Here is a 25,523-nt window from a genome sequence, read left to right as displayed (position 1 = left end):
ATTTTGTTCAAAGTAAATACGTTTGTCCGGTTCAGTATTGCACTGGCGCTGATATTGGTTAATATCTATTTATTATCACGTGTAAGCTTCATCTTTCAGCCGCTCGTCACCATGATCACGGTCATTACCGTGCCGATGATGTTGTCGGTGTTCTTTTATTATCTGCTCCGACCGCTTGTGAATTATATGGAGAAAAAGAAAATAAATCGCACGTTAAGTATTTTGCTAATCTATCTGGTTATTGCTATTCTGGGAGTGTTCTTCATCATTGGTTTATGGCCATCGTTACGTGAGCAACTAATCAATCTGGTTGATAACGCACCAAGTCTAATTAATTCGTTAAGTGACCAGCTGAGAGAGCTGGAGCAAAATGGTGCCATTCAGGCCTTGTTCCCTGAGGGCTCGACACCGTTCTCCCAGATCACGGAGTATATCAACAAAGGATTTAACTTTGTAACCAACTATGTAAGTGGATTTTTCTCGCTTGTTTCCAGTTTTGCGATCATCTTGTTTACATTACCCATCCTTTTGTTCTATATGCTGTTACAAGGCGAGAAATTTGGTCGTAAACTGGCACATATCGCTCCAAAACGTTTCCAAAATGACAGCCGTGAAGTTGTACTTGAGATTGATCAGGCGCTGAGTGGTTTTATTGTAGGTCGAGTCTTGGTAAATCTGGCGCTGGGTGTACTGATGTATATCGGTTTCCTGATCATTGGACTGCCGTACGCATTACTGCTCACGGTAATCGCGGTCATCATGAACTTTGTTCCATTTATCGGAGCGATTGTGTCGTCCGTGCCTATTGTGATCATGGGTCTCGTGGTATCACCATCGGTTGCCATCTGGTCTCTGATTATTATTCTCGTCGCTCAGCAGATTCAGGACAACCTGGTTGCACCGTACGTATTCGGCAAAAAGCTGGATATTCACCCGTTAACGACGATTATTCTGGTCTTGGGTGCAGGGGACCTGGGTGGAATTATTGCCATCCTGATTATTATCCCAGTTTATATGATCGTTAAAATTCTTCTGGTTCGAATCTATAACATGTTCTTCAAGGACAAATGGCAGAATGCATAGAATTTAAATTATTCGAAGGAGTGGAGCACATGTCTGAAATTATCGAAAAGCAATACAATGAACCTGAATATATCGCACCTCAATCTGTTCAAATGGGTACCATTCACATCTCGAACGATGTGTTATCCAAGATCGTGGGGATGGCCGCTCAATCAACGGCTGGTGTATCCTCCATGTCCGTTGGACTGACTGAAGGGATTGCCAAGAGTATCAGCGGCAAGAGTCTGCAAAAAGGGATTGACGTACACGTCAAAGACGATCAGGCAACCATCCAGCTGCGCATCAACATTCAATATGGCAACAAGATGCACGAGGTCTGCCGTGAACTTCAACATAATGTTCAACAGGCTGTAGAACAATTAGCCGGCGTTATGGTCAATGAAATCAAAGTGCAAGTTGTTGGCATATCCATGCCGGAGACGGTATAAACCAATGAAAAGAATGTAAGGATAAACGATTAACAAAAACAGCACCTTCCCAATTAGCAGCTTAACTGGGAGGGTGCTGTTTTATGTTTGCGGTAGTAGGTGGGCGCTTCACCCATCACTTTTTTGAACATTTTGGAGAAAAGCAATTGATCGGTGTAGCCCACAGAACGGGCAATATCACCAATGGTCAAACCGGGATCAAGGGTCAATTCGGCTGCCCTTCGCATTCGGTAATGGACCAGATACGATTGGATGCTGCTTCCCATCTGATCCTTGAAGAGAGAGCAGAGGTAACTGCGCTGCAAGCCGACATGAGCCGCGATGGATTGAACGGTAATGGCATTGGCATAGTTCATTTCAATGAAGTCGATTACCTGCGTTACGTACGTTTCCTTCGAATAATCCGGCATGGGTTGAAGATGATCTGAATTAGCCTGATCAATTAAAATGGAGAAGAATTGATACAGCAAACCAGTCATGCTAATCTCCCAGCCTTTGTGGGTATTGCGAGAATTGATCATTCGGTGCAGGCAGGATCGCATCTCGTCATCCTCATTACCCAGCTCAAAAATCGGGTGATGCTCGGACAGACAGGCCTGCTGTAAAAAGGAAGAACTATTGCTGCCTTGAAAAGCAACCCAGCTGTATTCCCATGGATCATCCTGATCTGCTTCGTAATGCACGACGGAATGCGGAACAATCAGAAAACCTTGACCTTTGTGCAGGGTATGCGTTTTGCCACCAACTTCGAAGGTGCCTTTGCCATTCAAAATATAATGAATTTTATAATAGTCTCGCATGGCAGGGCCAAAGTGGTGACCAGGTGTACAGGCTTCCGTGCCATAATGAAGGAGCTGAAGCTCCTGAAAATGATTGTTCTTGAACATATACGTAATCAAGGGTATTCACTCCTGTACGATTTCGTCTCATCTTGCATTTTAACATATTAATTAGTGTGAAAGATGAATAATTTAGGACTAGTTTATATAGATAACAATCATTATTACATATGTTTAAAGTGAAATGCCATATCGTTTTTCCAGGAAAATGTCTAAGATGAAAAGGAATTCAACAAACCTTACAGGAAAGTGAGAATAACGATGCCCTATACTGCGAGTGAACAACGATATGATGAGATGAAATATGTACGTTCCGGCAAATCCGGAATCAGACTGCCGCAAATTGCGCTGGGTTTATGGCAGAACTTTGGTGGCAACCGCACATTGGATATTCAGGAAGAAATGATTTTACGTGCCTTTGACCTCGGAATTAATCATTTCGATCTGGCGAATAACTATGGTCCACCTCCAGGATCAGCGGAAGAGAACTTTGGTGTGATTTACAAAAAACATCTGCGTCCTTACCGGGATGAACTGCTCATTTCGTCGAAGGCAGGTTACCATATGTGGAGTGGACCTTACGGCGAATGGGGTTCCCGCAAAAACCTGATTGCCAGTCTGGATCAAAGTCTTGGTCGGATGGGGCTGGACTATGTGGACATTTTCTATCATCACCGTCCAGATCCGGATACACCGTTGGAAGAAACGATGACGGCACTGGATCACATCGTGCGGCAAGGTAAAGCTCTGTATGTGGGCTTGTCCAATTATAATGCAGAACAGACGCAAGAAGCGGTAACCATTCTCCGTCGACTGGGAACGCCGTGTTTGGTTCATCAGCCAAACTACTCGATGCTGAATCGCTGGATTGAAGACGGTTTGCAAGACGTACTGGATGAGCAGGGAGTAGGTTCCATTGCATTCTGTCCACTTGGCCGCGGTCAGTTGACGAATAAATATGTCGACAAGATCAAGGAAGAACGAGCCAATCCAACAGGTAATTTGAAAAAAGAAGCATACACAGACGAACGGATTGCCAAGTTCGATGCACTTCAGGCGGTTGCAGAAAGAAGAGGACAGACGATCTCTCAACTGGCTCTGAACTGGATTTTGCGTGGTAACCGTGTTACCTCCGCACTGATTGGTGCAAGCCGTGTGTCCCAGATTGAAGAAAACGTAGCTGCCCTCCAGGCACCGGATCTGACAACGGAAGAGTTGAATGAGATCGAAAGCATTTTGGACGGAATGGGTAATTATCCGTGGTAACATACACAGTATAGCTGTGTGAAAATTATAGTTAGGTAAAACTAATGTAATATAAATGAAAAATGAAATGGCGCCTATCTGATCAATCAGGAAGGCGCCATTTTGTATATGTCATTTTCTTTATAGGATAAGATCTATTATAATAGTTCATTAATTGACCTATGTTTATTTTTTCGGAATGAGCCTAGTTCATAGCACCTGGTCCTAGGATTTAGGGTATAATATATAGAAGCTATACATTTGAACTACGAAGGAGAGGCTCCATTTGAACTTTGAACAGTGGATTTCGCCTGAAAGCTATAACCTGACATCCGAGATGGAGAATCATCCATCAGACCGGATTGCACTTAGATGGCTCAGCGATCAACGAGAATTGGAAGAGATCACGTATGGTGATTTGTTCAAGCAGGCGAATCGTCTTGCTGGAGGTTTGCGTGAACTTGGACTAGAGAAGGGTGATCGGGTGTTGGTCATGGTACCACGCCGTATTATTGCCTATGTCATTTATATTGCTTGTCTGAAATTGGGGATTGCCGTTATTCCTTCCTCCGAGATGTTACGGGCAAAAGATCTGGAATATCGTCTGCGTCACTCTGAGGCGCGGGCTGTTATTGTATGGTCCGAGACGACCTCGGAAGTGGAAAAGATGGACGCGGATCTGCCATCACTGTCACATCGCATCGTGGCATCACCGAATGGAGAAGTTAGCGTACCTGCTGAAGGTTGGGTCAATGTGCATGAGTTAATGCAGAATCAACCCGATGAGATGGCTGCGGTGGAAACACACCGTGATGATACGGCTATCCTTGCTTATACTTCGGGCACAACAGGTAATCCCAAAGGAGTTGTACATAGCCACGGTTGGGGATATGCCCACCTGCGGATCGCTTCTTCATTATGGCTGGATATTCAACCTTCAGATACCGTATGGGCAACGGCTGCACCTGGCTGGCAAAAATGGATCTGGAGCCCGTTCCTGTCGGTACTCGGAAGAGGCGCGACTGGACTGGTCTACAACGGATCATTCCAGCCCAAGCGTTACCTGGAACTGATGCAGGAACATCAGATTAATGTCCTTTGCTGTACACCGACCGAATATCGGTTGATGGCCAAAGCCGATGATCTTGGACATTATGACCTGTCCCATCTGCGCAGTGCAGTTTCAGCGGGGGAACCGCTCAACCAGGAAGTTATTGAAATCTTCCAGCGTCACTTCGACCTGACTATTCGAGACGGATATGGACAGACCGAGAGCACGTTGTTAATCGGCAGTCTCAAAGATGCACCTGTACGTATTGGCTCCATGGGTCAGTCGATTACACCTGGATTGATTGAAATTATTGATGAAGAGGGACAACCTGTGCCTGCGGGTGAAGTGGGAGATATCGCGGTACACAAAGAGATGCCAGCTTTGTTCAAGTCCTATTATCAGGATGAGGGACGGAAGGAAGCGAGTCAGCGTGGCGATTATTTTGTAACAGGGGACCGTGCACGTAAAGACGAAGAAGGTTACTTCTGGTTTGAAGGCCGCAGTGACGATATCATCATCAGTTCGGGTTACACCATTGGACCATTCGAAGTGGAAGAAGCACTCATGAAACACGCCAGTGTGAAGGAATGCGCGGTGGTTGCAAGTCCGGATGAGATCCGTGGCAATGTGGTGAAAGCATTTGTCGTACTGCGAGATGTTTCGCTGGCTTCACCAGAACTGATGCGTGAATTGCAGCACCACGTCAAAGAAATCACAGCACCTTATAAATATCCACGTAAGATCGAATTTGTTACGGATCTGCCGAAGACAAACTCAGGTAAAATCCGCCGGATCGAGTTGCGCGAACAAGAAAAACGAAATAGTTAAATCATTTTGTATAGAATTTTGGAAATTAAGCCTGCGTAGTGGAAGAGAAGGAATCGATTCTGAAGAAGCGATAGCGTTCGTATTTGTCTCCTAATTTTAACCTTTGAAAATACGATGAAGAAAATTTGGAGACAACGACGATCTAAAGAACGATCCTTCGCTGTAACGGCCACTCAGCAGATTCCGAGTCATCTTAAAATTTGAAACAGGAGTGAACACAACCATGAGTCAATTTGAACAAACCTTTGAAAAGTCATTGGAACAATACGCAGAACTGGTTGTCAAAGTTGGCGTGAATATTCAAAAAGGACAGGATCTGCTCGTCACTGCACCCATCGAAACGCTTGAATTCACACGTCTGATTGTGCAAAAAGCCTATGCGACTGGTGCAAACTATGTACAAGTGGACTTTGATGACGACAACATTACCCGCAGTCGTTTTGAACATGGCTCCAATGACAGCTTTGACTACTATCCAGCCTGGAAGGCGGATATGATGGAGAAGTTTGCAGAAGCAGGCGGCGCTACCCTGACGATCAAAGTTCCAGATCCTGAACTGTATAACGGAATTGACTCCGACAGCGTGTCCCGGGCAACCAAAGCGGCTGCTCAGGCACGTAAAGGGTACTCAAAATACACACGTAATCATGAAATTAGCTGGTGTCTGATCAAGGCACCGACCAAGGCTTGGGCGAACAAAGTGTTTGCCGACATCCCGGAAGAAGACCGAATCAACGTGATGTGGGAAACGATCTTCAAAATGAACCGTGTGGATGGCGGAGACGCTGTACAAAATTGGAGAGAACATCTGGATACCCTGAATACCATGAGTGATCTCCTGAACAAAAAGAACTATAAGAGTCTGCATTACCGTGCGCCAGGTACAGACCTGAAAATTGAATTGGTCCACAACCACATCTGGGGTGGCGGTGGTAGCGAAAATAAACAAGGTGTATACACGGTCGCCAATATGCCGACTGAAGAAGTATTCACCATGCCTAAGCGCAGCGGAGTGAATGGATATGTTAGCAGCACCATGCCTTTGAACCTGAACGGGCAACTGGTAGACCAGATGAGAATCACATTCAAGGATGGACAGGTTGTAGCGTTTACGGCAGCATCCGGTGAAGAACATTTGAAGAACCTGTTTGCCACCGATGAAGGAGCACGTTATCTGGGTGAGGTCGCACTAGTACCACATGACTCCCCGATTTCCAACCTGAATCGCATTTTCTACAATACGGGTATTGATGAAAATGCATCTTGCCACTTGGCTGTGGGAAGTGCGTATCCATTCAATATGAAAGATGGCACAACGATGTCGAACGAAGAGTTGCTGAAGCATGAGTGCAATGTGAGTTTGACTCACGTTGATTTCATGATCGGTTCCGCTGAACTGGATATCGATGGTGAGTTACAAGACGGTACAATCGAGCCGGTATTCCGTAAAGGCAATTGGGCATTTTAATATCTTAACAAGTCTTAACTAGCTAGTAGTAGCAATCGTTAACAAAAAAAGTGACTTCAATTTGAAGTCGCTTTTTTTGTTTCTTCATAACATGAATTACACAGGTCTTACAGGCACACATATCTCGCAATAATGCTGATTAAGCAGTTCCCAACGATATCGTTCTATAACCGGCTTGTTGTCCATCTGATAACCACTTGTTTGTAAATGAGGGATGATCATATTCCATGCTTGCTGAATAGCTTCTGCCGTGTGCTTTACTATACAGATGAGATAATCTCCGCCTGATAGCTCGCCAAACTCAATAGAATCATCTTTCAGACGTTCAGATTCAGTGATAACAATACAGGCATCATATCTGCAGTTCTGAGGAGGTGTGCTCGCCGGGTCATCCTGGGGAATACCGAGTAGAATTGCTGCTTCATTAAGCAGTTGATTTTTGTCTGCCCATTGTTTCAGCGTATTCATCGCTTGAGCATTGGCTGGACCGTAAGGACCCACTTGTCGAACATAGGCAAGACGATATGACGGGAGGTTTTCGATATACATTTGCATGGAATTCTTCCTCTCAATATGGTTTCTCTTACAAGTTGGATGCTAACATGGTATAAAAGAATTTGCTTAGGTTATTGTTGAATCTCGGCGACGAAACTCATAGAATAGGGATAATATGTTGGAAGACTGTTCCAATTGAGCAAAACGAGAGGGGGAGGTATTAGACATGGATATTACTTATGCCTTCACGGATGAACATTTCAGGCAAGTTGTGTTGGATCGTTTTTGTAATCAGCGGGATTTCATTCAGGAGAGTGACGTTTGTGAGGTTGAGACATTGCAACTTTCCAATCACAATATTAGCAGTCTTGACGGAATCGAGTATTTCAGGGATCTTCAAGAGTTGGATTGTACCTATAATCAATTGAGAAGTTTGGATCTAGCTCAGAACCACAAGCTGAGGACATTACGTTGCAGAGAGAATCAACTTCTTACACTGGACCTCAGTTCTAATTCGGATTTGCAAGTGCTGGATTGCAGTTTTAATCGACTTCGCAAATTGGATCTTTCTCATAATCCCAAACTTGTAACGGTGGAGTGTCATTGGAATATGTTATCTGAGCTGGCTTCGGAGCCCCTTGAGCAGTTGGAGGAACTTAGTTGCAGTTATAACGCTCTTTTCTCACTTGAACTTGAACACAATAACCAACTGCGGCGACTTGATTGCGCCAACAATTACATGTTGGAACTTGATGTAACTGGTTGTCCCAACTTGCTTGAACTTCGTTGTAACCACAACCATATTAAACAGTTGGATCTTCGTTCGAATTTGGTTTTGGAGAGTGTCCGGTGTTTTAACAACCATATTAGCAAGCTGGATATTCGCCATAACGTGCAACTGAAAGAGCTGTACTGTTCAGAGAACAAGTTGGCCGAGTTAGATTATAGCCTTAATCCCAAGCTGGAAAGATTGCAGTATGCAGACAATCTAATATTTGAATCCAATCATGAAGTTCCGGGTATGGGGGTGTTTCAGTATGACGTCTCGATGTCCAACTATCAGATGAGCTTACTTATTCAGGATAAAGAACTGGTAGTCACTGCACAGGTTTCAACCAAGACAGAGATGGAAATATTGTCCCCATATATGAAAGAGACGTGGAAACGGTGGGACATGCTTGGTGAACAGGCGCTTAAAACCATTGCCGAGGCTCATCCGGACGAGGATATCAATGCATTGATTTTGGCTGATGCAGAATTTCAGGAAGATCAATACCTTCGATTGGGTTATGATGCGGGGGATACACCAGCTGGTCGACTGTACATATATGCCGAGTTTGACGATGAATTTCAAATGTTGGATACGTTGATCTATGAAACGTACTAAAGCCACGAGATCGTGGCTTTTTTGCTGTGTTATTGTGCTATATAAGTTGAACTAAAGATTATTTACACTGTCACTACGATGACAGAACAACCTTCCAATCGCTGTTATCCCCAGATTTTATTCGATTCCTTTTCTAAAGGGGAAAATCCGGGGATAAAGGCGAACGCTTCGCTTTTTCAGGTTTTTTCTGTCCTCTCCGTTTTCGTGAAAATGTTAGTTCAACTTATATAAATTGTTATATTATATGTTACTCAGCGTGCATTTTGTTGAAGCTAACATATTCGTTAATTGGTTTACGGTAACCGCGCGGGCGCTGTTTGGCTTCCGACTTTTTGCCGATGGTGATCAGCATAACTGGTACATAATGGTTAGGGATTTCCAAACTCTTTTGCAGTTCTTCGGAGTCAAAGCCAATCATTGGACAAGTGTCCCAACCGCGATCCTGAGCGATCAGCATCAATTGCATGGCAGACAGGCTGGCATTGCGAATCGCATCCTCACGTTGGAAGAATCTGCCCCGAGATTCGTAAAATTCAGTGACACTTTGGGATTCCTGCTCGTATTGGAACGGAGTAAGAGCGCCCAGGTTCAGCAAGCCTTCGTTAATGGTGCGGATATGATGATGTGCGTTAACATCGCCCAGAACCACGATGACCGCAGAAGCTGTTTTTACTTTATATTGCTGGGAAGCTTCATAGACTTTCTCTTTCTGTTCCTCATCTTTAATCACAAGATAGTGCGTGTGTTGCAGGTTAAAGGCAGATGGTGCAAATTTGTTCAGGGCAAAAATCTCTTGTAGTTCCGAATCTGAAATTTCAATTCCTTCTTCAAAAATAACGGCCGATCTACGGTTTTTGACTAGATTCTCCAACTCACTCATGGTGGTTTCCCTCGCTTATGTATAATTTATAAACTGACTATAACACACTTAGTTACTTTATGTAAGTATTATTTTAGAATAAGACAAGGATTGTCTGCCATACGCTAAAATAAAACACTAGAGGTGATTCATGAAAGCATTGATCGCAAGGTATATGGGAGGACATGACCCTCATGAATTTCGGGTATATGTGATCCAATCTTCGACGTTAAAACGTTTTGTAGTTGTGGAGATTATTCTAGGCCCTATCGTGTACAATGTCGCACTTTATTTGTGCCATAATGCAATACTTGCTGGCGTAGGCTCTTGGGCTGGAACAGAAGGCCTGAAGAGACTGCCACTGGTCTTTAGAAAAATCGTTGGGACATGACGAGGGGTGTAAATGAAAGATTGAAGCAGAAGAGGGCCAGTTGCGGCCCCATCTTCTCCTTCAGTCATGTTATCTATAGTCACGCTTCTTTTATCTAATGAAGTAACTGTCTAAGTTTTGGGTTCATAACTGCCTTATTTGGCACGTTCCAAATACTGCTCCAGCGTAAGTTTCTGGTTGGTAATCTCACCAGCAATATATACTCCGACATAACGTACATGCCATGGCTCATAGGAGTAACCGGTCAATTTCTCCTGATCTTTGCCATAACGGATGATGAATCCGTACTTGTGGGCATTGGCTTTCAGCCATTTGCCTTCTTTGGTGTTGCCGAAGCTTTGCTGAAGATCATAACCAGCCGAAGCACTGGAGATATCCATGGCTAGACCAGTCTGATGTTCGCTTTGTCCTGGCCGAGCACTTGTTTTATTGGCAACAGCTTCACCTTTGATGCTGGCATTACGGTCAAAGATCGATTTCTGGGTCGCATAAGAGCGATAGCCAGACACCGCTTTGATATCGATGCCGTCTTTTTTGGCAGCCGCAAATAATTTTTCAATCGCGGTTGCAGCCACTTTACGCATTTGTTTCTTCGGACTGGAGCCTGAGAAGCTAAAAGGAATATTAGGTACAACCAAATCTTGAGGTGCATAAGTTGAAGGCAGATTTCTCTTTTTATTGACAAGTACAACTGTACTGGACACATTGGTCACGGTTGCCACATTTTTGATGGTTTTGATCGTACGACCAGGTGCATTATCATGCAGAAATTGAGTGAAGCTAGAGCTTGCAGCAGACGCGACGGGATTCAGGCTTGAAGTGATAGGAAACGTAGTAAAAGCAGAACCTGCTACAACAGAGCCTACGAGAATTGTAGATATGATGGATTTACGAGTAAAAGATTTCATGATGTGTGTTCCTCCTCGGATTATATGAATCTATATACCGAGTATACTAGAGGATTATATCCATAGGTTCTCCAATTGTTTCCGAGTTGTAAACAAAGTTTGCTATATTAGTTGAACCAAAGATTTTTACACTGGACACTACGATGACAGAACAACCTTCCGATCGCTGTTATCCCCTGATTTTATGAATTCCCCTTAATAAGGGGAAAATCTTGGGATAGCGTATGCTTACGAAGCAGTTTTCTTTCAGAAAGCTTTTAGGCGAACACTTCGTTTCTTCAGGTTCTTTCTGTCCTCTCCGTTTCGTGTAAATGTTTAGTTCATCTTTTATAGAGTCTTTTTTGCAACTCTGATAGAGGCATATAAGGAAAAGAACGTTAAAAAAGCCGTTGCATTAGATGCAACGGCTTTTGATGTGAAGAAAGATAATGCTAGATTACTTCAAGTAAGCTAGAGACTGTATTACAACATGCAGGCGTCAGATCCACCGGAGCTTCCCACAGTTACGGCACGCGTGTCACGAACACGAACATTGCCGCTGAGCACACCGGAATCACTGCTTAATTTGAAAGAAGGATAATTTTCTTCCGTATCCAGCTTCATATGTTGTTCTAGGTTCAGCTGCTGCTTCGGATCAACATAGAACGGAACCAAATTGGTTTCAATCTGCGCGTCGAGAGCCGCAAGTTCATCAACAATGATAATAGCGATAACTCCGTTACATCCGCAACCTTCCAAGTCATAGATCACTTTGAAATATCCGGGTTGGTCATTCAGGCTTTCCGTCAATCGTTTTGCAGCCAAATCTGTAATTTGAATATACATATAGGTACACTCCTTTATAAATGAAAAAAGTGGTGAAAGGATAATTCATACTCTCAATGACTACCAATATTATACCACTATCGACATAGATCAACGCATTATTTTTTAGTGAACAGATAGCTGTAGTGAAAATGATTGAAGCAACATCATTATCCGGAGCAGTGATTATACGAACACACTTTTGGGGAAATAGATGAAGATGAATGTTAGGGCGTGTCTGAAACACGCCCTAGATAAAGGGGCGAAGAGAGCGAATGATTCAGTTCGAAAATGTATCGAAACAATATCCTGATGGAACAACGGCTTTGCGTCAGGTTAACCTCAACATTAACAAGGGAGAACTGTTTGTCATGATTGGTCCGAGTGGATGTGGCAAAACCACCATGCTCAAAATGATCAATCGCCTGATTGAGCGAACAGATGGAACAGTGCGCATTAATGAACGCCCAATCGATGAATACAACATTCACGAATTGCGCTGGAATATCGGATATGTACTGCAACAGATTGCACTATTCCCGCATATGACAATTGCCGAAAATATTGCGGTTGTTCCTGAACTGCGAAGATGGAAGTCAGCTCAAATCAAGAAGCGTGTACATACGTTACTGGACATGGTGGGTTTGCACGGAGATACGTACAGTGAGCGTAAACCGTCCGAGTTATCTGGAGGACAACAGCAGAGAATTGGTGTGTTGCGTGCACTCGCTGCCGATCCCGAGATAGTTTTGATGGATGAACCGTTCAGTGCACTCGATCCAATGAGTCGGGAGAAATTGCAGGACGATATTCTGGATATCCAACGTCAGATGAAAAAAACAATTGTGTTTGTCACCCATGATATTCAGGAAGCGATGAAGCTGGGGGATCGCATCTGCATCATGAAGGATGGACAGGTTTTGCAGGTAGGCACCCCGGAAGAACTGATCCGACAGCCAGCTAATGATTTCGTACGTGAATTTGTTGGAAGTCCTAACGCCGATACGATTTCACAATCTGATTTTGATCTCGAATCCATCATGTCACCACTCTCACCGGGTCATGTGCCAAAATCAGCCAAAACCGCCGTTCCTGTATCCATTACGTTAACGGAGTTAGTTGATATCATGGCTTCCCATGACCATCTGCTGGTTGAACGTAACCGCCAGATTATTGGCGAGATCAGTCGAGTTGATCTGATGAAATACTGGTCTGGTCAGTTACAGGAACGAGGTGAAGGACATGAATAGATTCACGGAGGTGTTCAGTGAGCGCAAAGGTCAGTTGTTGTCTGCTCTGCTGGAACATATTCAGATCTCATTTATCGCATTGTTCTTTGCTGTCCTCATCGCTATTCCGCTAGGTATATACCTGACACGCAAACCAAGAGTGGCTGAACCCATTATCGGGGTTACGGCTGTGTTGCAGACGATACCTTCCTTGGCGCTTCTCGGATTGCTCATCCCGTTATTCGGTATAGGCACACTTCCTGCAATTATTGCATTGGTGGTGTATGCGTTGCTTCCCGTACTTCGCAACACATACACAGGCATATCCGAAGTTGATCCTTCCATGGTGGAAGCAGCTAATGCGATGGGCATGAATAGTTGGCAACGTCTAATCAAAGTGGAACTGCCACTGGCGATGCCTGTTATTATGGCTGGAATTCGGACCGCTATGGTCCTGATTGTAGGAACGGCGACACTTGCTGCCTTGATCGGCGCAGGAGGTTTGGGTGCATTAATCTTGCTGGGCATTGATCGGAACGATACGGCACTGATCGTCCTTGGAGCCATTCCGGCTGCCTTGCTGGCTATTTTGTTTGATGTACTATTACGTCAGTTCCAGCGGTTATCCTTCAAGAAAACACTGGTTACCCTTGGTTCGCTGGCAATAATCGCGATACTTGTGATTACCATTCCCTTCTTGGCACGTGGAGGGCAGAAGGATCTCGTGATTGCTGGCAAACTGGGAGCTGAACCCGAAATTCTCATTAATATGTACAAATTGCTAATCGAAAAAGATACAGACCTGACCGTTGAACTAAAACCCGGATTAGGCAAAACGCCATTCCTTTTTAATGCACTCAACTCAGGTGATATTGACATCTATCCCGAATTTACCGGGACAGCGATCTCCGAGTTCATGAAGGAAACGGCAGTGAGTACCGATCGGACTGAGGTGTACGAACAGGCAAGAGACGGAATGCTGAGCCAGTTCAACATGGTGCTTCTGAAACCTATGGATTATAACAATACGTATACGTTGGCCGTTCCAAAGAGCATCGCAGATCAATACAATCTCAAGACTATTTCGGATCTCAAGCCAGTGGAACAGCAGATGAAGGCAGGATTCACCCTGGAATTCTCGGATCGGGAAGACGGTTACCTAGGCATTCAGAAGAAGTATGGGATTGAATTTCCGAACGTTGCGACAATGGAACCGAAGCTTCGCTATGGTGCTGTTCAACGTGGCGATATCAATCTCGTAGATGCCTACTCCACAGATAGTGAGTTGAGACAATATGAACTCGTTGTGCTGGAGGATGATCAGGAATTGTTCCCACCGTATCAAGGCGCGCCGATGCTTCGTCAAGAAACGGCAGATCAATATCCACAACTGGTTGAGGTGCTGAATCAGCTTGCTGGCAAAATTACGGATGACGAGATGCGTCAGATGAACTATGACGTGAACGTGGATGGAGCGAATCCCGAGCAGGTGGCTAGGGAGTACCTTAAACAGGCTGGGTTGCTTTAACGTTGTGTATCCCAACAATAGATGTAACAAAAGGAAGAGGAGGAACCATGATGACACAAGAAACGTATGACTTGATTGCGATTGGCACAGGAAGCGCGGCAAGCTCTGTAATCACCCGTTGCGCTGAAGCTGGCTGGAAAATCGCTGTAATTGATGAACGTGAGTTCGGCGGAACGTGTGCACTGCGCGGCTGTGATCCCAAGAAAGTGCTGGCTGGAGCGGCGGAGCTGATTGACTGGAATGAACGGATGCAAGGGAAAGGAATTCAGGGACAGGCGATCATCAACTGGTCTGAACTTATGGCCTTTAAACGTACCTTTACCGAGAGCATACCTAGAGCAAGCGAGGATAAATTCAAACAGGCAGGAATGGACACATTCCATGGTAAAGCTTCATTTGTCGATGAAGACCACATTCAAGTTGGAGAAGAAGTGCTCCATGGCAAACACATCCTGATTGCTACTGGTGCAAGACCTGCGCCACTTGAGATTGAGGGCTCAGAGCATCTTATATATAGTGATGACTTTCTGGATCTGGAACAGCTGCCGGATCGTTTAGTTCTGGTAGGCGGTGGATACATTGCATTTGAGTTTGCGCATATTGCGTCCAGAGCCGGGACGGAAGTCCATATCCTGCATCGGAGTGAACAGCCTCTGAAGTCGTTTGATGCGGAGCTTGTAGAATGTTTGTTGCAAAAATCAAAAGAGATCGGCATTCATGTTCACTTGAACGCGGAGGTAAATTCCATACGGCAAGAGGGGAACTCATATGTCGTTCATGGCACACGCAATGGTGCTGATCACCAGTGGCAGTGTGGACTTGTCGTTCATGGAGCCGGACGTGTTCCTAATGTGGATGGGCTGGAATTGGAGAAAGCCAACGTCAGCTACAGCAAAAAGGGGATTACGGTGAACGAGTACTTGCAAAGTGAAAGTAATCCGAGAGTGTATGCTGCTGGTGATGTAACCGATACAAAAGGGTTGCCCTTGACCCCGTTAGCAGGTCAGGAATCCCGTGCTGTATCGTTCAATTTGTTGGAGGGGAATCAACACCAACCTAATTATAAAGTGATGCCTTCCATTGTGTTTACTGTCCCTGCCCTTGGAGCTGTAGGTATGAGCACGGAACAAGCCAAGAAAGAGGGCTACGAGGTGCAGGTAAATGATATGTCGAAATGGTATACTTACAAGCGAACTCATGAAAAATTTGCCATGGCCAAAGTGGTGATCGATAAATCAACCGGACGTATTCTGGGCGCGCATGTGCTCGGGAGCAAAACAGAAGAATTGATCAACCTTTTTGCAATGGCGATTCAGTTCAATCTGACTATCGATCAGTTAAACACCATGAATTTTGCATATCCTACTGCTGCATCGGACCTGGGTTCTTTAATTTAGAAGTGATGATGAACTCCCCTTTGGGACGGAAGGAAGGATGAAAACAACGATGTCATCGGATTTTATTGGGCTTCATGAAGGCAAGTGGACTAAGGAACCCGTTGCTGCACGGATGGATGGGGATCGTTTCGTTGTGGAAGCTCGGGAAGGCAGTGACTTCTGGGAGAACACATTCTACGGGTTCTGTCATCGGGATGGACATGCCATGCTTGCTCCATGGGACGGAACGGAAGCGATTGAGGTATCGTTTGATCTAAGCTCATTCACCGAATTATATGATCAGGCGGGATTAATGTTATGGTACGGAGAAGACCAATGGATCAAGGCCGGAGTTGAGGTCAACGATGGCGTGGCACATGTCGGAGCTGTCGTGACGGATACGTATTCGGATTGGTCGCTCTCTCCGGTGCCAGAGTGGGGTGGACGAATTGTAACAATCAGAGCCTCCTACAGTAATGAGGCTGTTGTCATTCGTGCTCGCACAGATGAGCATCCTTGGCGTACGATTCGGGTTGCACGGTTTGCCTATCCAACGAACAAACACGCAGGTCCATTTTTGTGTTCACCAAAGCGTGCAGGCTTTGAGGTAGCCTTTACCAAGTGGAGATCCACGACACCCGATCAAGACTTGCATACAGATCCGCCGATTACGGATTAAAAAAAGTTAAGATGCACGATAAACCATGAAACATGAACAGGTGTATCTGGCTTAGAAAGCAAGACAACACGAATAAGCAAGTCTTCCATTCATGGAGGACTTGCTTATTTTTGTGTTTAAACTTTGGACCATGAAGAGTACTCCAGGTACTCATTTGATCATTCACCGGGGTCAGTGAGTTCTTTTCGCACATACAACAGAGTGCTTGCAAACTTTACTTGAGTTTAACGTTTATTTACTCGTGTCCGTATCCAGGGACTGGGGTTCGGTCTCTTTTTCACCCTCATCATCATTGGACTTATTGAACTCAAGCATACGCTCCTCGTAATCATCCAGGAACCATAACGGGTCCATGCTGTCTTCCTCACCGTTGTAATTGATCACGATTTCTTCGCCAGCTTTGATGTCTGTATACGCGTAGAAGTCAAAGGTGTGGTTATCAAAATTGATATCGTAAGTAGCGTTAGGTTCATAGGAGTGGTTGATCAGACTGCCGTAACCGAGCAGAATGGCGGTATGATTCGCCCCGTATTCGAACACGTAATCTTCCAAAATCGTTTTTTCGACATGCTCATGATCTTCATTTGGGTAAGGCACAACGGGTGCCTGATGGATAAGAGTTCCTTTGGCAATATCAACGGTAGCAAATACCCCGCGGTTAAACTCACTACCATCACCCAACTTGGATTGTTTCACTTCAATCATATTGTTCACCTGATGCTCTTCGAAGAGCTCCGTTCTATATAGTAGTAATTCGTTAAGGCAAAATTTTACCCCATACTTTCATATAAGGCAAATTTCAGACAAAAAGGTGCAATATTTTTGAATATGGCGTTGAGTTGTGCAGGATATAACGCTTATAATATACAAAGAATTAAGTCTATATAGAAAAGGTGTCATGAATGAGCATATTAAATGTAGAAAAATTAAGTCACGGTTTTGGTGACCGTGCTATCTTTAACGACGTTTCATTCCGCCTCTTGAAGGGCGAACATATTGGTCTGATCGGGGCCAATGGTGAAGGTAAATCCACCTTCATGAACATTATTACAGGAAAACTTCAGCCGGATGAAGGCAAGGTGGAGTGGTCCAAACGGATGCGTGTTGGTTATCTGGACCAGCATGCTGTATTGAATAAAGGCCAATCGATCCGTGACGTACTTCGCGGCGCGTTCCAGTATTTGTTCGACATGGAACAGGAAATGAATGATATGTATGGCAAAATGGGCGATGTTACCCCGGAGGAACTTGAACAACTTCTTGAAGATGTGGGTACGATTCAGGATACATTGACAAACCAGGATTTCTACATGATCGATGCCAAAGTGGATGAAACCGCACGTGGTCTGGGTCTGACGGATATCGGTCTGGATAAAGACGTCAATGACCTGAGTGGTGGACAGCGTACCAAAGTACTGCTTGCCAAGCTGCTGCTGGAAAAACCCGATATTTTGCTCCTCGATGAGCCTACGAACTATTTGGATGAATTGCATATCGAATGGCTGAAACGTTATTTGCAGGAATATGAGAATGCATTTATCCTCATTTCTCACGATATTCCGTTCCTGAACAGTGTAATCAACCTGATCTATCACATGGAGAACCAGAATCTAACTCGTTATGTTGGCGATTATGATCATTTCCAGGAAGTGCATGAGATGAGAAAACAGCAGCTGGAGTCGGCGTACAAGCGCCAACAACAAGAGATTGCTGATCTCAAGGATTTTGTAGCGCGTAACAAAGCAAGTGTAGCTACACGTAATATGGCGATGTCCAGACAGAAGAAACTCGACAAGATGGATGTCATTGAGATCGCCAAGGAGAAACCGAAACCGCAGTTCAACTTCCGTGATGCAAGAACATCCGGCAAGCTCATTTTCGAAACCAAAGGTCTTGTAATTGGATACAACGAACCGTTGTCCAGACCACTGGATCTGCGTATGGAGCGTGGGCAGAAGATCGCCCTTGTTGGTGCGAACGGAATCGGTAAAACAACCCTGATGCGCAGTATTTTGGGTGAAATTCAGGCTTTGGAAGGAACCGTTCAACGCGGTGAACATCTGGAGATTGGTTACTTCCAGCAAGAGATGAAGGATGCCAACTACAATACGTGTATTGAAGAGATCTGGCAGGAGTTCCCTTCCTATACCCAATTCGAGGTGCGTGCTGCACTTGCTAAATGTGGTTTGACTACAAAACACATTGAGAGCAAGGTAGCTGTACTAAGTGGTGGCGAGAAAGCTAAAGTGCGTCTCTGTAAGCTAATCAATAATGAAACCAACCTGCTTGTGCTCGATGAGCCGACGAACCATCTGGACGTTGATGCCAAGGAAGAGTTGAAACGTGCGCTCAAGGCTTACAAAGGCAGTATTCTTCTGATCTCCCACGAACCGGAATTCTACCGCGATGTAGTTACAGAGACTTGGAACTGTGAGTCGTGGACAACAAAAGTATTCTAAACAGAGGTTGTTCAAAAAGTCCGGTTTTGATTACGAATCACGTGCGAGCTGGCGAATAAGCTCGAAGCGTGAGAAAAGGCGCGAATTTTGCTTGCAAAACAGGCAGAACTCGCGCCTTTTTTGCGTGGTTTTAACGAAAGATGTTTGAGCCCAATTCACAGTTGACAGCTTGAATAAGGCAATAATATAATTCAGGAAAGCGATTACATTTATATACTAAAAACCTGTTTCACTGCATAGGGGCAAAGAAAACACGGTATTCCGTATGGGTATCATTGCACTTAGAAGGGAAGACGGGTCTTTTTTTGCACTTCAATGAAACCGGTTTCATTAAAATAAGGAGGTGGACAAACGCTCGTTACTGACCACTGGTTGCTGAGGATAGGCTGAACAACAACACCGCGTATTCAAGAACCATGCTTTCATCTTTCACGTCAAAGGAGAGAATGAACATTGGATAAACTCAGGAAACCCATGATATTTATGTTATCTGCAACACTTGCGCTGTCTTCCGGACCGTTGTTGCTGCCGAGTAAGGCGTATGCCGATCTGAACAGTATACCCGCCACGTTGCTGCAGGACGATTTTTCGGATGGGGATTACACGGAATCACCTGCGTGGAACGTAAGCTCAGGCAACTGGGAAGTGATTTCTGACCCGACAGATGCGTCCAACTCCACGCTTTTCCAGAGCGATACCAATGAAGGCATCATTTCTACTGGAGACTCCATGTCGGACATGACCGTGTCCATGCGCTTTTATACGGGAGCCGGTCAGGGGTATCCGGGAATATTGCCGCGGTTTCAGGATAAGAGCAACTTTTACTATTTTCAAATGCAGGTCCCCAATAATAAACTCGTTTTCTCCAAACGTGTGAACGGATCAGACACACCTCTGAAAACGGTGGATTATGCGTTTGCCAAAAATACGTGGTACACGCTCAAAGTGGTGTTATCAGGTACCAACATTCGTGGATATATCGCAGAAAACGGCTCCGATCGGTTAGTATTTGATCTGGTCGATACTACATACGGGTCAGGTACCGTGGGCATTCGGAATAAGTGGCAGTCGGTACATGCAGATGACGTGATCATTGCGGAGCAGCCGCCTGGGAACGATATTCAGCTCTCCATTGCGGAGCAGACGGCGTCTTCGGTTTCACTGCAATGGTCTGAAATCGTAGGTGCATCAGCCTATCGCCTGTACCGTTCCTCTACGCCTGAAGGCGGTTATTCTCTGGTAACCAATACCGGGACTTTGGGACACACGGATGAAGGATTAAGCGGGGATACGGTGTATTATTACAAGCTGGCTTATGAATACGGAGGCCTAACCGAATCATTATGGACTGCTCCGCTGGAAGTTCGGACGACTGCGGCGGCACCACAGGCTCCTGGCGAATTAAAGGCCGAAGCACTCAACGCAACGAGCGTGAAGCTATCTTGGTCCGCCGTGGACAAGTCAACGGGTTATCGCGTGGTTCGGGCCGAAGCTGGCAGTGAGCAATACGAGCAAATCTATGAAGAGAAAGGGCTCACATTTACGGATATTGCACTTGAGCCGGGCACCCGCTACAGCTATCGTGTGACGGCCTTTAATGCAGCTGGTGAGTCAGCATTCTCCGTTGCAGAAGCTACTACGTACTCCATTGACTCTCCTGCAGAGTTTGCTGCCACAGCTGTGACGGATACTTCAATCTCTCTGGGGTGGAATGCCCTTGCTGGATCTGATGTAACGTATACGCTCTCCAGGTCTACCAGTGCTACGGGTACGTATCAGCAGGTCTATAGTGGCAATGAAAGCACGTTTAACGATAGTGGTCTGACGATGGGCACAGGATATTTTTACATCCTTCAGGCGACCGTGGACGGCGTAACTTCTCCAGCATCCACACCGCTGGGTGTTGCCACAGTTCGTACAAGCATTACACCAGGGCAATTGTGGCCAGATCTGGACGGCAAGCCGATTGATGCGCATGGGGCTGGCTTTTTCTATGATGAACAGACGGAGACCTATTACTGGTATGGCGAATATCATAAGGGCGGCTGGCCAGCTGTTGGTGTGCGTGTGTATTCATCCAAGGATCTGATGAACTGGACAGACGAGGGCATGGCTCTAACGACGCTTCAATCCATGGATGATTTTGACAATGACCCATTGATTTCCGAATTGTATGCAGGACGCGAAGACAAGGTGGATATCTGGGCAGATATTCGCAAAGGACGGATCATTGAACGACCGAAGGTCATCTACAACGACAAAACGAAGAAATACGTGATGTGGGCCCACATGGATGGCGACAAGGACCCTTATAACGATAATGCAAACTACGGTAAAGCGCGTGCTGGTTACGCGATCAGCGACTCTCCGACAGGGCCTTTCGTGTATCAGAAGAGTTACCGAATGGACAGAACCCCCGAAGGAGAGAAAGATTACTTCCCAAGTGATGTGGGGATGGCTCGTGATATGACACTATTTAAGGACGATGACGGCACTGGCTATCTGATCTACTCCAGTGAGGAAAACCTGACGCTGTATATCTCCAAACTGACTGAAGACTACAGTGACGTAACAGGGTGGCATAAGGAAGGACGAACGGATGACAAAGGCAATCCGGTACGTGATTCCACCTATCAGGCGGAATACGGCGTCGATTACGTGCGTGTGTTCCCTGGAGGGCAACGCGAAGCGCCAGCGATGTTCAAGTATCAGGGTAAATACTATATATTAACCTCCGGAGCTTCCGGATGGGCCCCTAACGAAAACAAAGTGACGGTGGCGGACAATATTTTCGGGCCTTGGTCAACGCAGACCAATCCGTTTGTACGTACGTCGCAGAGCGATCCCGATCCAGGCAAAGCATTTGGCACCCAGACTACATCCGTCATTCCGGTCGATCCGGAAAAAGGCAAATTCATTTACGTAGGGGATACGTGGAACGGTGGCAATTTCTCGAATGACGCTGCAAAATACGTGTTCTTGCCAATTGAGTTTGGAATAGGCTCCGACATCGCGATAAAGTGGTATAACAGCTGGACGCCTGACCTGCTGAATTCAATGGGCAAGGTGGATATCGCTGATCCGCTGCCAGAAGCTGTAGTGCTTGGCAAAGTGCCATCCCTGCCAACCACATTAAATGTGCGCGACGGGGATGAACTGGTGTCAACGCCAGCAGTATGGACGATTGATAATCGGGCTATGACGGCGGAAGATTTTGCTAAGCCTGGACCGCTCACGTTACAGGTAACGACACCGGAATATAACAACAAAAAACAGGCGGTCCGTGTAAACGTCATTCCAGAGAATACACTTTATTTTGTGAATAGCGGAGGTTATGAAACTGCTGATTACAGTCTCATGGGCGCTTATATGAAAGGAACACTTGCGAACCCCGGAATAGCGGATCAGATGTACGTTCCGGCAGAGGGACGTAATTGGGGGTATGTCAGCCCAGATGCACTGGCATCCGGTTCGAATGGCGGGGATATATTCTCGACCGTGCGTTATCTGAACGGTGGCAATGTCAGCAATTCTCCTAAAGGCACGGACTTAACCTATACATTTGATGTGCCGAATGGGACATACGACGTGTACGCCGGATTCAACGATCCGTGGACTAATGCGTCACGCAGAGCGAATTTCATCATCAATGGCACCAATACCGGTGCAGTTACTTTTACACCTGCCAGTGTGAGAGCGCACAAAGGTATTAGTGTGTCAGACAACAAGCTGGAACTGACCGTGCGCAACACGGCATCGCAGGACCCGATGATTAGTTGGATTATGATCGTTAAACCAGATGCGGAACCACCTGCCAATGAGAGTGCTGGCCTCAATGCTGAGGCGCTTGATTCAACGAGCGCAACGCTTCATTGGGATGCACGTCTTGGTGCAGCAAGCTACAAGCTCTACCGCTCAGATCGTGAGCAAGGTGAGTATAGAGTGGTCTATAACGGAAATTTGAGAGAATACAAGGACAGTGAGTTAAACCCCGGCACAGATTACTATTACAAAGTGGAAGCTTTTGATGCGTCTGGGCAATCCGTGAGCGGTCTATCTGCCGCATATCAGGTACTTACGGTCCAGCAGACCGCTGCCGATGTAGCTACAGGCATTACGGAACTGGAACAGCCTTCTGCAGGTGCAAAGAAACTGAAGTTACCGGTAGTGCCGCAAGGTTTCACGGTGACAATCGCTTCCAGTTCGGTACCGGCTGTCATTCAAACCGATGGAACGATTATCCCGCCATCAAAGGAAACAACGGTACTACTTGCGTTGGAAATAACTCGAACTTCTGACGACAGTAAAGCTCTGACTGTGCCTTTGACGGTGAAGGTACCCGCGTATGTTCCTTCCCCCGGAGGTAACCCTGGTTCGGGCGGTAGTCCAGGTGGCAATTCCGGTGGTAATCCAGGAAATAATTCTGGTTCAGGCAACAATGGCCAACAGTCAGGAAGTGGTAGCCCAGGTGAAGAGAATTCTTCACCACAACCTGAGCCACAGAAAGACCGTACTGTTCTGGAGTTGCGGGGACAGTCTGACCAGAAGGGTGTAGTGCAGTCCAACGTGGATGTTTCAACGATTAAAGAGGCTTTTCAAGTTGCACCCTCAACAGATGCGGGTCAGCGCTTGGTTGAACTTCGGCTGAAGCCGGTTTCGGGAGCAACGGCATATGAAGTATCTCTGCCTGTCTCTGCGTTAATAGATCAGGGTGAGTCACATGTGTTCAACATTGTTACAGAGCTGGGGATGTTGGAGCTTCCTGCGACACTGTTAACGAAGGATATCGTTGGTGATGGGGTTGCATCAATCCGATTGGTCAGAACGGAGTTACCAAAAACAGTCGCAGATCAGCTTGGCACGCAATATGGAGTCCAGCTTGAACTTCAACTGGATGGTCAACCATGGCCATCGGAAAGCCAGTTAATACTTCGTCTGCCATTCCAATCATCACAAAATGCTCAGCAGGATCGGATTGTAGCATTTGCCATTGGTGCGAACGATGTGGCAACACCATTGCCGCAAAGTTACTACGATCAAAAAAGCGGGCAGCTTGTATTTTCCGTAACATCACTCACAGGAAATTATGCTGTTGTGCCTGTGGAGCAGACATTCGCAGATCTTGCAGAAGTGCAGTGGGCCAAGAAAGCAATGGAGGCTTTGGCTGTCCGAGGTGTAATTGATGCTGAGGCAAGTGGTGATTCCACGCAGTTACATCCAAAACAGGAGATGACCCGCGGCCAATACATGCAGTGGTTGATGACTGCGCTGGGCTTGAATGCTTCTTCCGGGAATGCGTTCTCTGATGTAAACGAAAAGGCTCCATATTACGAAGCCGTTACAGCTGCGCGTTCGCTAGGTATCACCAGTGGTACAGGTGACGGGCGCTTCTTGCCAGAGTCCACGATCACTCGTCAGGAGATGATGACATTAACAGTGAGGGCACTTGCGGCGGCTGGACTGGTTGACTCCGAGAAGGCTGGAGCAGATAACCTTACTCGTTTCCGTGATGCTTCCGAGATTCGCTCTTATGCCCGGGATAGTGTAGCATTACTTGTGGATCTGGGCATCGCCCACGGGTACAACGGTGAGGTGAAACCACTTGCCGAAGCAACCCGAGCCGAATCGGCTACGTTGTTATATGCGATGATGAGCAAACTGGTATGGAAGAAATGATGATACACCAGAATCGTAGCGTGTGAAAAAGAAGGCTTACTTTGACCTGGAGCCCAGGTTGGAGTAAGCCTTCTTAATTATGCGCCAGCCATGGGCGATAAGTAATTTACTCAACGAACGAGTAGTTTAATGTCGTTTTACAGTTGTTATCTGTAATGTCTACGAATTATTATCTGTAATGTCTGCGATTTGTTAATTGTAATGTTTGCCGATTTGGTATGCTTGCTCCAGCAAGCTTTCGATATGTTCTTTGGATTCTGAAATGGTTTCATAGAGGAATTCAACTCGGGATTCCTGCATTCTCGCATAACCTGCGATCCCATTATTCAGGTAATTGGAAATCATGTTGTAATAGTCGTATTTATGGAATGAAGCCTCTGTCCCTCCGGCTAGTGCAATCCACAGTGCCTTTTTGGAGTTTGCCTTGTTCAGCAGCCCCATGTTCCATACCTTGTCCAGATAAGCTTTGAGCATGGAGGGAACGTTGTACCACCAGATCGGGAAAACAAATACAATGGCATCAGCCGCAAGTACACGATCCAGCTCTTTGCGAATCACAGGGGCATGCTGTTTATCGGGATTTTGCCAGTCTCGCTCATCTTCTACACGATATAGGGGATCGAATCCGTCATGATACAGATCGAGGATATCGATTTCATGGGAATTCTCCTGCATACCTTCTATAAAACGATTCATCACGGCAAATGTTAGGGAATCCTGTCTTGGGTGAGTAACGACCAGTTTAACTTTCATGTAGGAGTAACCATCCTTTTTTCTTTTTATTTTGGTT

General features: G+C 45.8%; 20 protein-coding genes. 13 read left to right on the top strand and 7 right to left on the bottom strand.

What is annotated here, in order from left to right; all coding sequences use genetic code 11:
• Positions 1-3 precede the first annotated feature (3 nt).
• Both MKX68_RS28100 and MKX68_RS28095 read left to right on the top strand, forming a co-directional pair.
• A complete protein-coding gene (locus tag MKX68_RS28100; RefSeq protein ID WP_340915085.1) occupies positions 4-1,083 on the top strand; it encodes an AI-2E family transporter in 1,080 nt (359 codons plus the stop codon).
• 29 nt (positions 1,084-1,112) lie between these two features.
• Positions 1,113-1,511 carry an Asp23/Gls24 family envelope stress response protein gene (locus tag MKX68_RS28095; RefSeq protein WP_074094839.1) on the top strand — a complete coding sequence of 133 codons (399 nt, stop codon included), beginning with the start codon at positions 1,113-1,115 and terminating at the stop codon, positions 1,509-1,511.
• Positions 1,512-1,564: 53 nt separating this feature from the next.
• Here the strand turns inward: MKX68_RS28095 and MKX68_RS28090 are convergent, their stop codons facing one another.
• Positions 1,565-2,410 (bottom strand): AraC family transcriptional regulator, encoded by an 846-nt coding sequence (locus MKX68_RS28090; RefSeq protein ID WP_062834117.1) that lies wholly within the window; start codon positions 2,408-2,410, stop codon positions 1,565-1,567.
• 201 nt (positions 2,411-2,611) lie between these two features.
• On the opposite strand from MKX68_RS28090, the gene MKX68_RS28085 reads away from it, so the two are divergent.
• The 3 genes from MKX68_RS28085 (at position 2,612) to MKX68_RS28075 (ending at position 6,942) form a co-directional block, all read left to right on the top strand.
• Positions 2,612-3,616, top strand: a complete 1,005-nt coding sequence (locus MKX68_RS28085) for an aldo/keto reductase (protein ID WP_091016774.1) — start codon at positions 2,612-2,614, stop codon at positions 3,614-3,616.
• 265 nt (positions 3,617-3,881) lie between these two features.
• Positions 3,882-5,474, top strand: a complete 1,593-nt coding sequence (mbcS, locus tag MKX68_RS28080; RefSeq protein WP_445671096.1) for an acyl-CoA synthetase MbcS — start codon at positions 3,882-3,884, stop codon at positions 5,472-5,474.
• A 223-nt stretch (positions 5,475-5,697) separates the two neighbouring features.
• Positions 5,698-6,942 (top strand): aminopeptidase, encoded by a 1,245-nt coding sequence (locus MKX68_RS28075; protein ID WP_340915082.1) that lies wholly within the window; start codon positions 5,698-5,700, stop codon positions 6,940-6,942.
• A gap of 96 nt (positions 6,943-7,038) precedes the next feature.
• Here the strand turns inward: MKX68_RS28075 and MKX68_RS28070 are convergent, their stop codons facing one another.
• A complete protein-coding gene (locus MKX68_RS28070; protein WP_340915080.1) occupies positions 7,039-7,497 on the bottom strand; it encodes an AraC family transcriptional regulator in 459 nt (152 codons plus the stop codon).
• A 166-nt stretch (positions 7,498-7,663) separates the two neighbouring features.
• Between MKX68_RS28070 and MKX68_RS28065 the strand changes: the two genes are divergently transcribed.
• Positions 7,664-8,824: a leucine-rich repeat domain-containing protein gene (locus tag MKX68_RS28065; RefSeq protein ID WP_340915078.1), complete on the top strand. Its 1,161-nt coding sequence runs from the start codon at positions 7,664-7,666 to the stop codon at positions 8,822-8,824.
• A 247-nt stretch (positions 8,825-9,071) separates the two neighbouring features.
• Here the strand turns inward: MKX68_RS28065 and MKX68_RS28060 are convergent, their stop codons facing one another.
• On the bottom strand, positions 9,072-9,704 hold the full coding sequence (locus MKX68_RS28060) for a nitroreductase family protein (protein ID WP_074094845.1): 633 nt from the start codon (positions 9,702-9,704) through the stop codon (positions 9,072-9,074).
• A 130-nt stretch (positions 9,705-9,834) separates the two neighbouring features.
• On the opposite strand from MKX68_RS28060, the gene MKX68_RS28055 reads away from it, so the two are divergent.
• On the top strand, positions 9,835-10,074 hold the full coding sequence (locus MKX68_RS28055) for a hypothetical protein (protein WP_017688780.1): 240 nt from the start codon (positions 9,835-9,837) through the stop codon (positions 10,072-10,074).
• Positions 10,075-10,208: 134 nt separating this feature from the next.
• On the opposite strand, the gene MKX68_RS28050 is transcribed toward MKX68_RS28055, so the two are convergent.
• Together MKX68_RS28050 and MKX68_RS28045 are read right to left on the bottom strand one after the other, a co-directional pair.
• A complete protein-coding gene (locus MKX68_RS28050) occupies positions 10,209-10,982 on the bottom strand; it encodes a M15 family metallopeptidase (RefSeq protein ID WP_017688779.1) in 774 nt (257 codons plus the stop codon).
• A 462-nt stretch (positions 10,983-11,444) separates the two neighbouring features.
• Positions 11,445-11,807: an iron-sulfur cluster biosynthesis family protein gene (locus tag MKX68_RS28045; RefSeq protein ID WP_338594318.1), complete on the bottom strand. Its 363-nt coding sequence runs from the start codon at positions 11,805-11,807 to the stop codon at positions 11,445-11,447.
• Between the two features lie 254 nt (positions 11,808-12,061).
• Between MKX68_RS28045 and MKX68_RS28040 the strand changes: the two genes are divergently transcribed.
• Genes MKX68_RS28040 through MKX68_RS28025 form a run of 4 tightly spaced genes read left to right on the top strand, consistent with a single transcriptional unit; the run spans position 12,062 to position 16,598 of the window.
• Positions 12,062-13,036 carry an ABC transporter ATP-binding protein gene (locus MKX68_RS28040; RefSeq protein WP_340915075.1) on the top strand — a complete coding sequence of 325 codons (975 nt, stop codon included), beginning with the start codon at positions 12,062-12,064 and terminating at the stop codon, positions 13,034-13,036.
• Positions 13,029-14,543, top strand: coding sequence for an osmoprotectant update ABC transporter permease/substrate-binding subunit OpuFB (gene opuFB, locus MKX68_RS28035; RefSeq protein WP_340915073.1), 1,515 nt, complete (start codon positions 13,029-13,031; stop codon positions 14,541-14,543). The genes MKX68_RS28040 and opuFB overlap by 8 nt, the downstream gene beginning before the upstream one ends.
• Positions 14,544-14,593: 50 nt before the next feature.
• Positions 14,594-15,940 carry a dihydrolipoyl dehydrogenase family protein gene (locus tag MKX68_RS28030; RefSeq protein ID WP_340915071.1) on the top strand — a complete coding sequence of 449 codons (1,347 nt, stop codon included), beginning with the start codon at positions 14,594-14,596 and terminating at the stop codon, positions 15,938-15,940.
• A gap of 37 nt (positions 15,941-15,977) precedes the next feature.
• The gene (locus MKX68_RS28025; protein WP_235200736.1) at positions 15,978-16,598 is read left to right on the top strand and encodes a DUF1349 domain-containing protein; all 621 of its coding nucleotides are present in this window, start codon (positions 15,978-15,980) and stop codon (positions 16,596-16,598) included.
• 231 nt (positions 16,599-16,829) lie between these two features.
• Here the strand turns inward: MKX68_RS28025 and MKX68_RS28020 are convergent, their stop codons facing one another.
• Positions 16,830-17,303: an SET domain-containing protein gene (locus tag MKX68_RS28020; RefSeq protein WP_338594325.1), complete on the bottom strand. Its 474-nt coding sequence runs from the start codon at positions 17,301-17,303 to the stop codon at positions 16,830-16,832.
• A 197-nt stretch (positions 17,304-17,500) separates the two neighbouring features.
• Here MKX68_RS28020 and MKX68_RS28015 point away from each other — a divergent pair, with 197 nt between their 5' ends.
• Positions 17,501-19,057, top strand: a complete 1,557-nt coding sequence (locus MKX68_RS28015; RefSeq protein WP_017688769.1) for an ABC-F family ATP-binding cassette domain-containing protein — start codon at positions 17,501-17,503, stop codon at positions 19,055-19,057.
• 453 nt (positions 19,058-19,510) lie between these two features.
• Positions 19,511-24,733: an S-layer homology domain-containing protein gene (locus MKX68_RS28010; RefSeq protein WP_340915067.1), complete on the top strand. Its 5,223-nt coding sequence runs from the start codon at positions 19,511-19,513 to the stop codon at positions 24,731-24,733.
• A 192-nt stretch (positions 24,734-24,925) separates the two neighbouring features.
• On the opposite strand, the gene MKX68_RS28005 is transcribed toward MKX68_RS28010, so the two are convergent.
• The gene (locus MKX68_RS28005; RefSeq protein WP_036670680.1) at positions 24,926-25,486 is read right to left on the bottom strand and encodes an NAD(P)H oxidoreductase; all 561 of its coding nucleotides are present in this window, start codon (positions 25,484-25,486) and stop codon (positions 24,926-24,928) included.
• Positions 25,487-25,523: the final 37 nt, after the last annotated feature.

This window comes from Paenibacillus sp. FSL M8-0212 (assembly GCF_038004645.1).
Taxonomy (GTDB): Bacteria; Bacillota; Bacilli; order Paenibacillales; family Paenibacillaceae; genus Paenibacillus.
The sequence above is the reverse complement of the archived record's forward strand: the minus strand, read 5'-3'. Positions and strand labels throughout refer to the sequence as shown.

Excerpts from the sequence above, each read along its gene's own strand:
- MKX68_RS28060 (WP_074094845.1), bottom strand. The coding sequence starts at position 9,704 with ATGAGTGAGTTGGAGAATCTAGTCAAAAACCGTAGATCGGCCGTTATT.
- MKX68_RS28015 (WP_017688769.1), top strand. The coding sequence starts at position 17,501 with ATGAGCATATTAAATGTAGAAAAATTAAGTCACGGTTTTGGTGACCGT.
- MKX68_RS28055 (WP_017688780.1), top strand. The coding sequence starts at position 9,835 with ATGAAAGCATTGATCGCAAGGTATATGGGAGGACATGACCCTCATGAA.
- MKX68_RS28075 (WP_340915082.1), top strand. The coding sequence starts at position 5,698 with ATGAGTCAATTTGAACAAACCTTTGAAAAGTCATTGGAACAATACGCA.
- MKX68_RS28020 (WP_338594325.1), bottom strand. The coding sequence starts at position 17,303 with ATGATTGAAGTGAAACAATCCAAGTTGGGTGATGGTAGTGAGTTTAAC.
- MKX68_RS28085 (WP_091016774.1), top strand. The coding sequence starts at position 2,612 with ATGCCCTATACTGCGAGTGAACAACGATATGATGAGATGAAATATGTA.
- MKX68_RS28005 (WP_036670680.1), bottom strand. The coding sequence starts at position 25,486 with ATGAAAGTTAAACTGGTCGTTACTCACCCAAGACAGGATTCCCTAACA.
- MKX68_RS28025 (WP_235200736.1), top strand. The coding sequence starts at position 15,978 with ATGAAAACAACGATGTCATCGGATTTTATTGGGCTTCATGAAGGCAAG.
- MKX68_RS28045 (WP_338594318.1), bottom strand. The coding sequence starts at position 11,807 with ATGTATATTCAAATTACAGATTTGGCTGCAAAACGATTGACGGAAAGC.
- MKX68_RS28050 (WP_017688779.1), bottom strand. The coding sequence starts at position 10,982 with ATGAAATCTTTTACTCGTAAATCCATCATATCTACAATTCTCGTAGGC.
- MKX68_RS28065 (WP_340915078.1), top strand. The coding sequence starts at position 7,664 with ATGGATATTACTTATGCCTTCACGGATGAACATTTCAGGCAAGTTGTG.
- MKX68_RS28030 (WP_340915071.1), top strand. The coding sequence starts at position 14,594 with ATGACACAAGAAACGTATGACTTGATTGCGATTGGCACAGGAAGCGCG.
- MKX68_RS28095 (WP_074094839.1), top strand. The coding sequence starts at position 1,113 with ATGTCTGAAATTATCGAAAAGCAATACAATGAACCTGAATATATCGCA.
- MKX68_RS28070 (WP_340915080.1), bottom strand. The coding sequence starts at position 7,497 with ATGCAAATGTATATCGAAAACCTCCCGTCATATCGTCTTGCCTATGTT.
- MKX68_RS28040 (WP_340915075.1), top strand. The coding sequence starts at position 12,062 with ATGATTCAGTTCGAAAATGTATCGAAACAATATCCTGATGGAACAACG.
- opuFB (WP_340915073.1), top strand. The coding sequence starts at position 13,029 with ATGAATAGATTCACGGAGGTGTTCAGTGAGCGCAAAGGTCAGTTGTTG.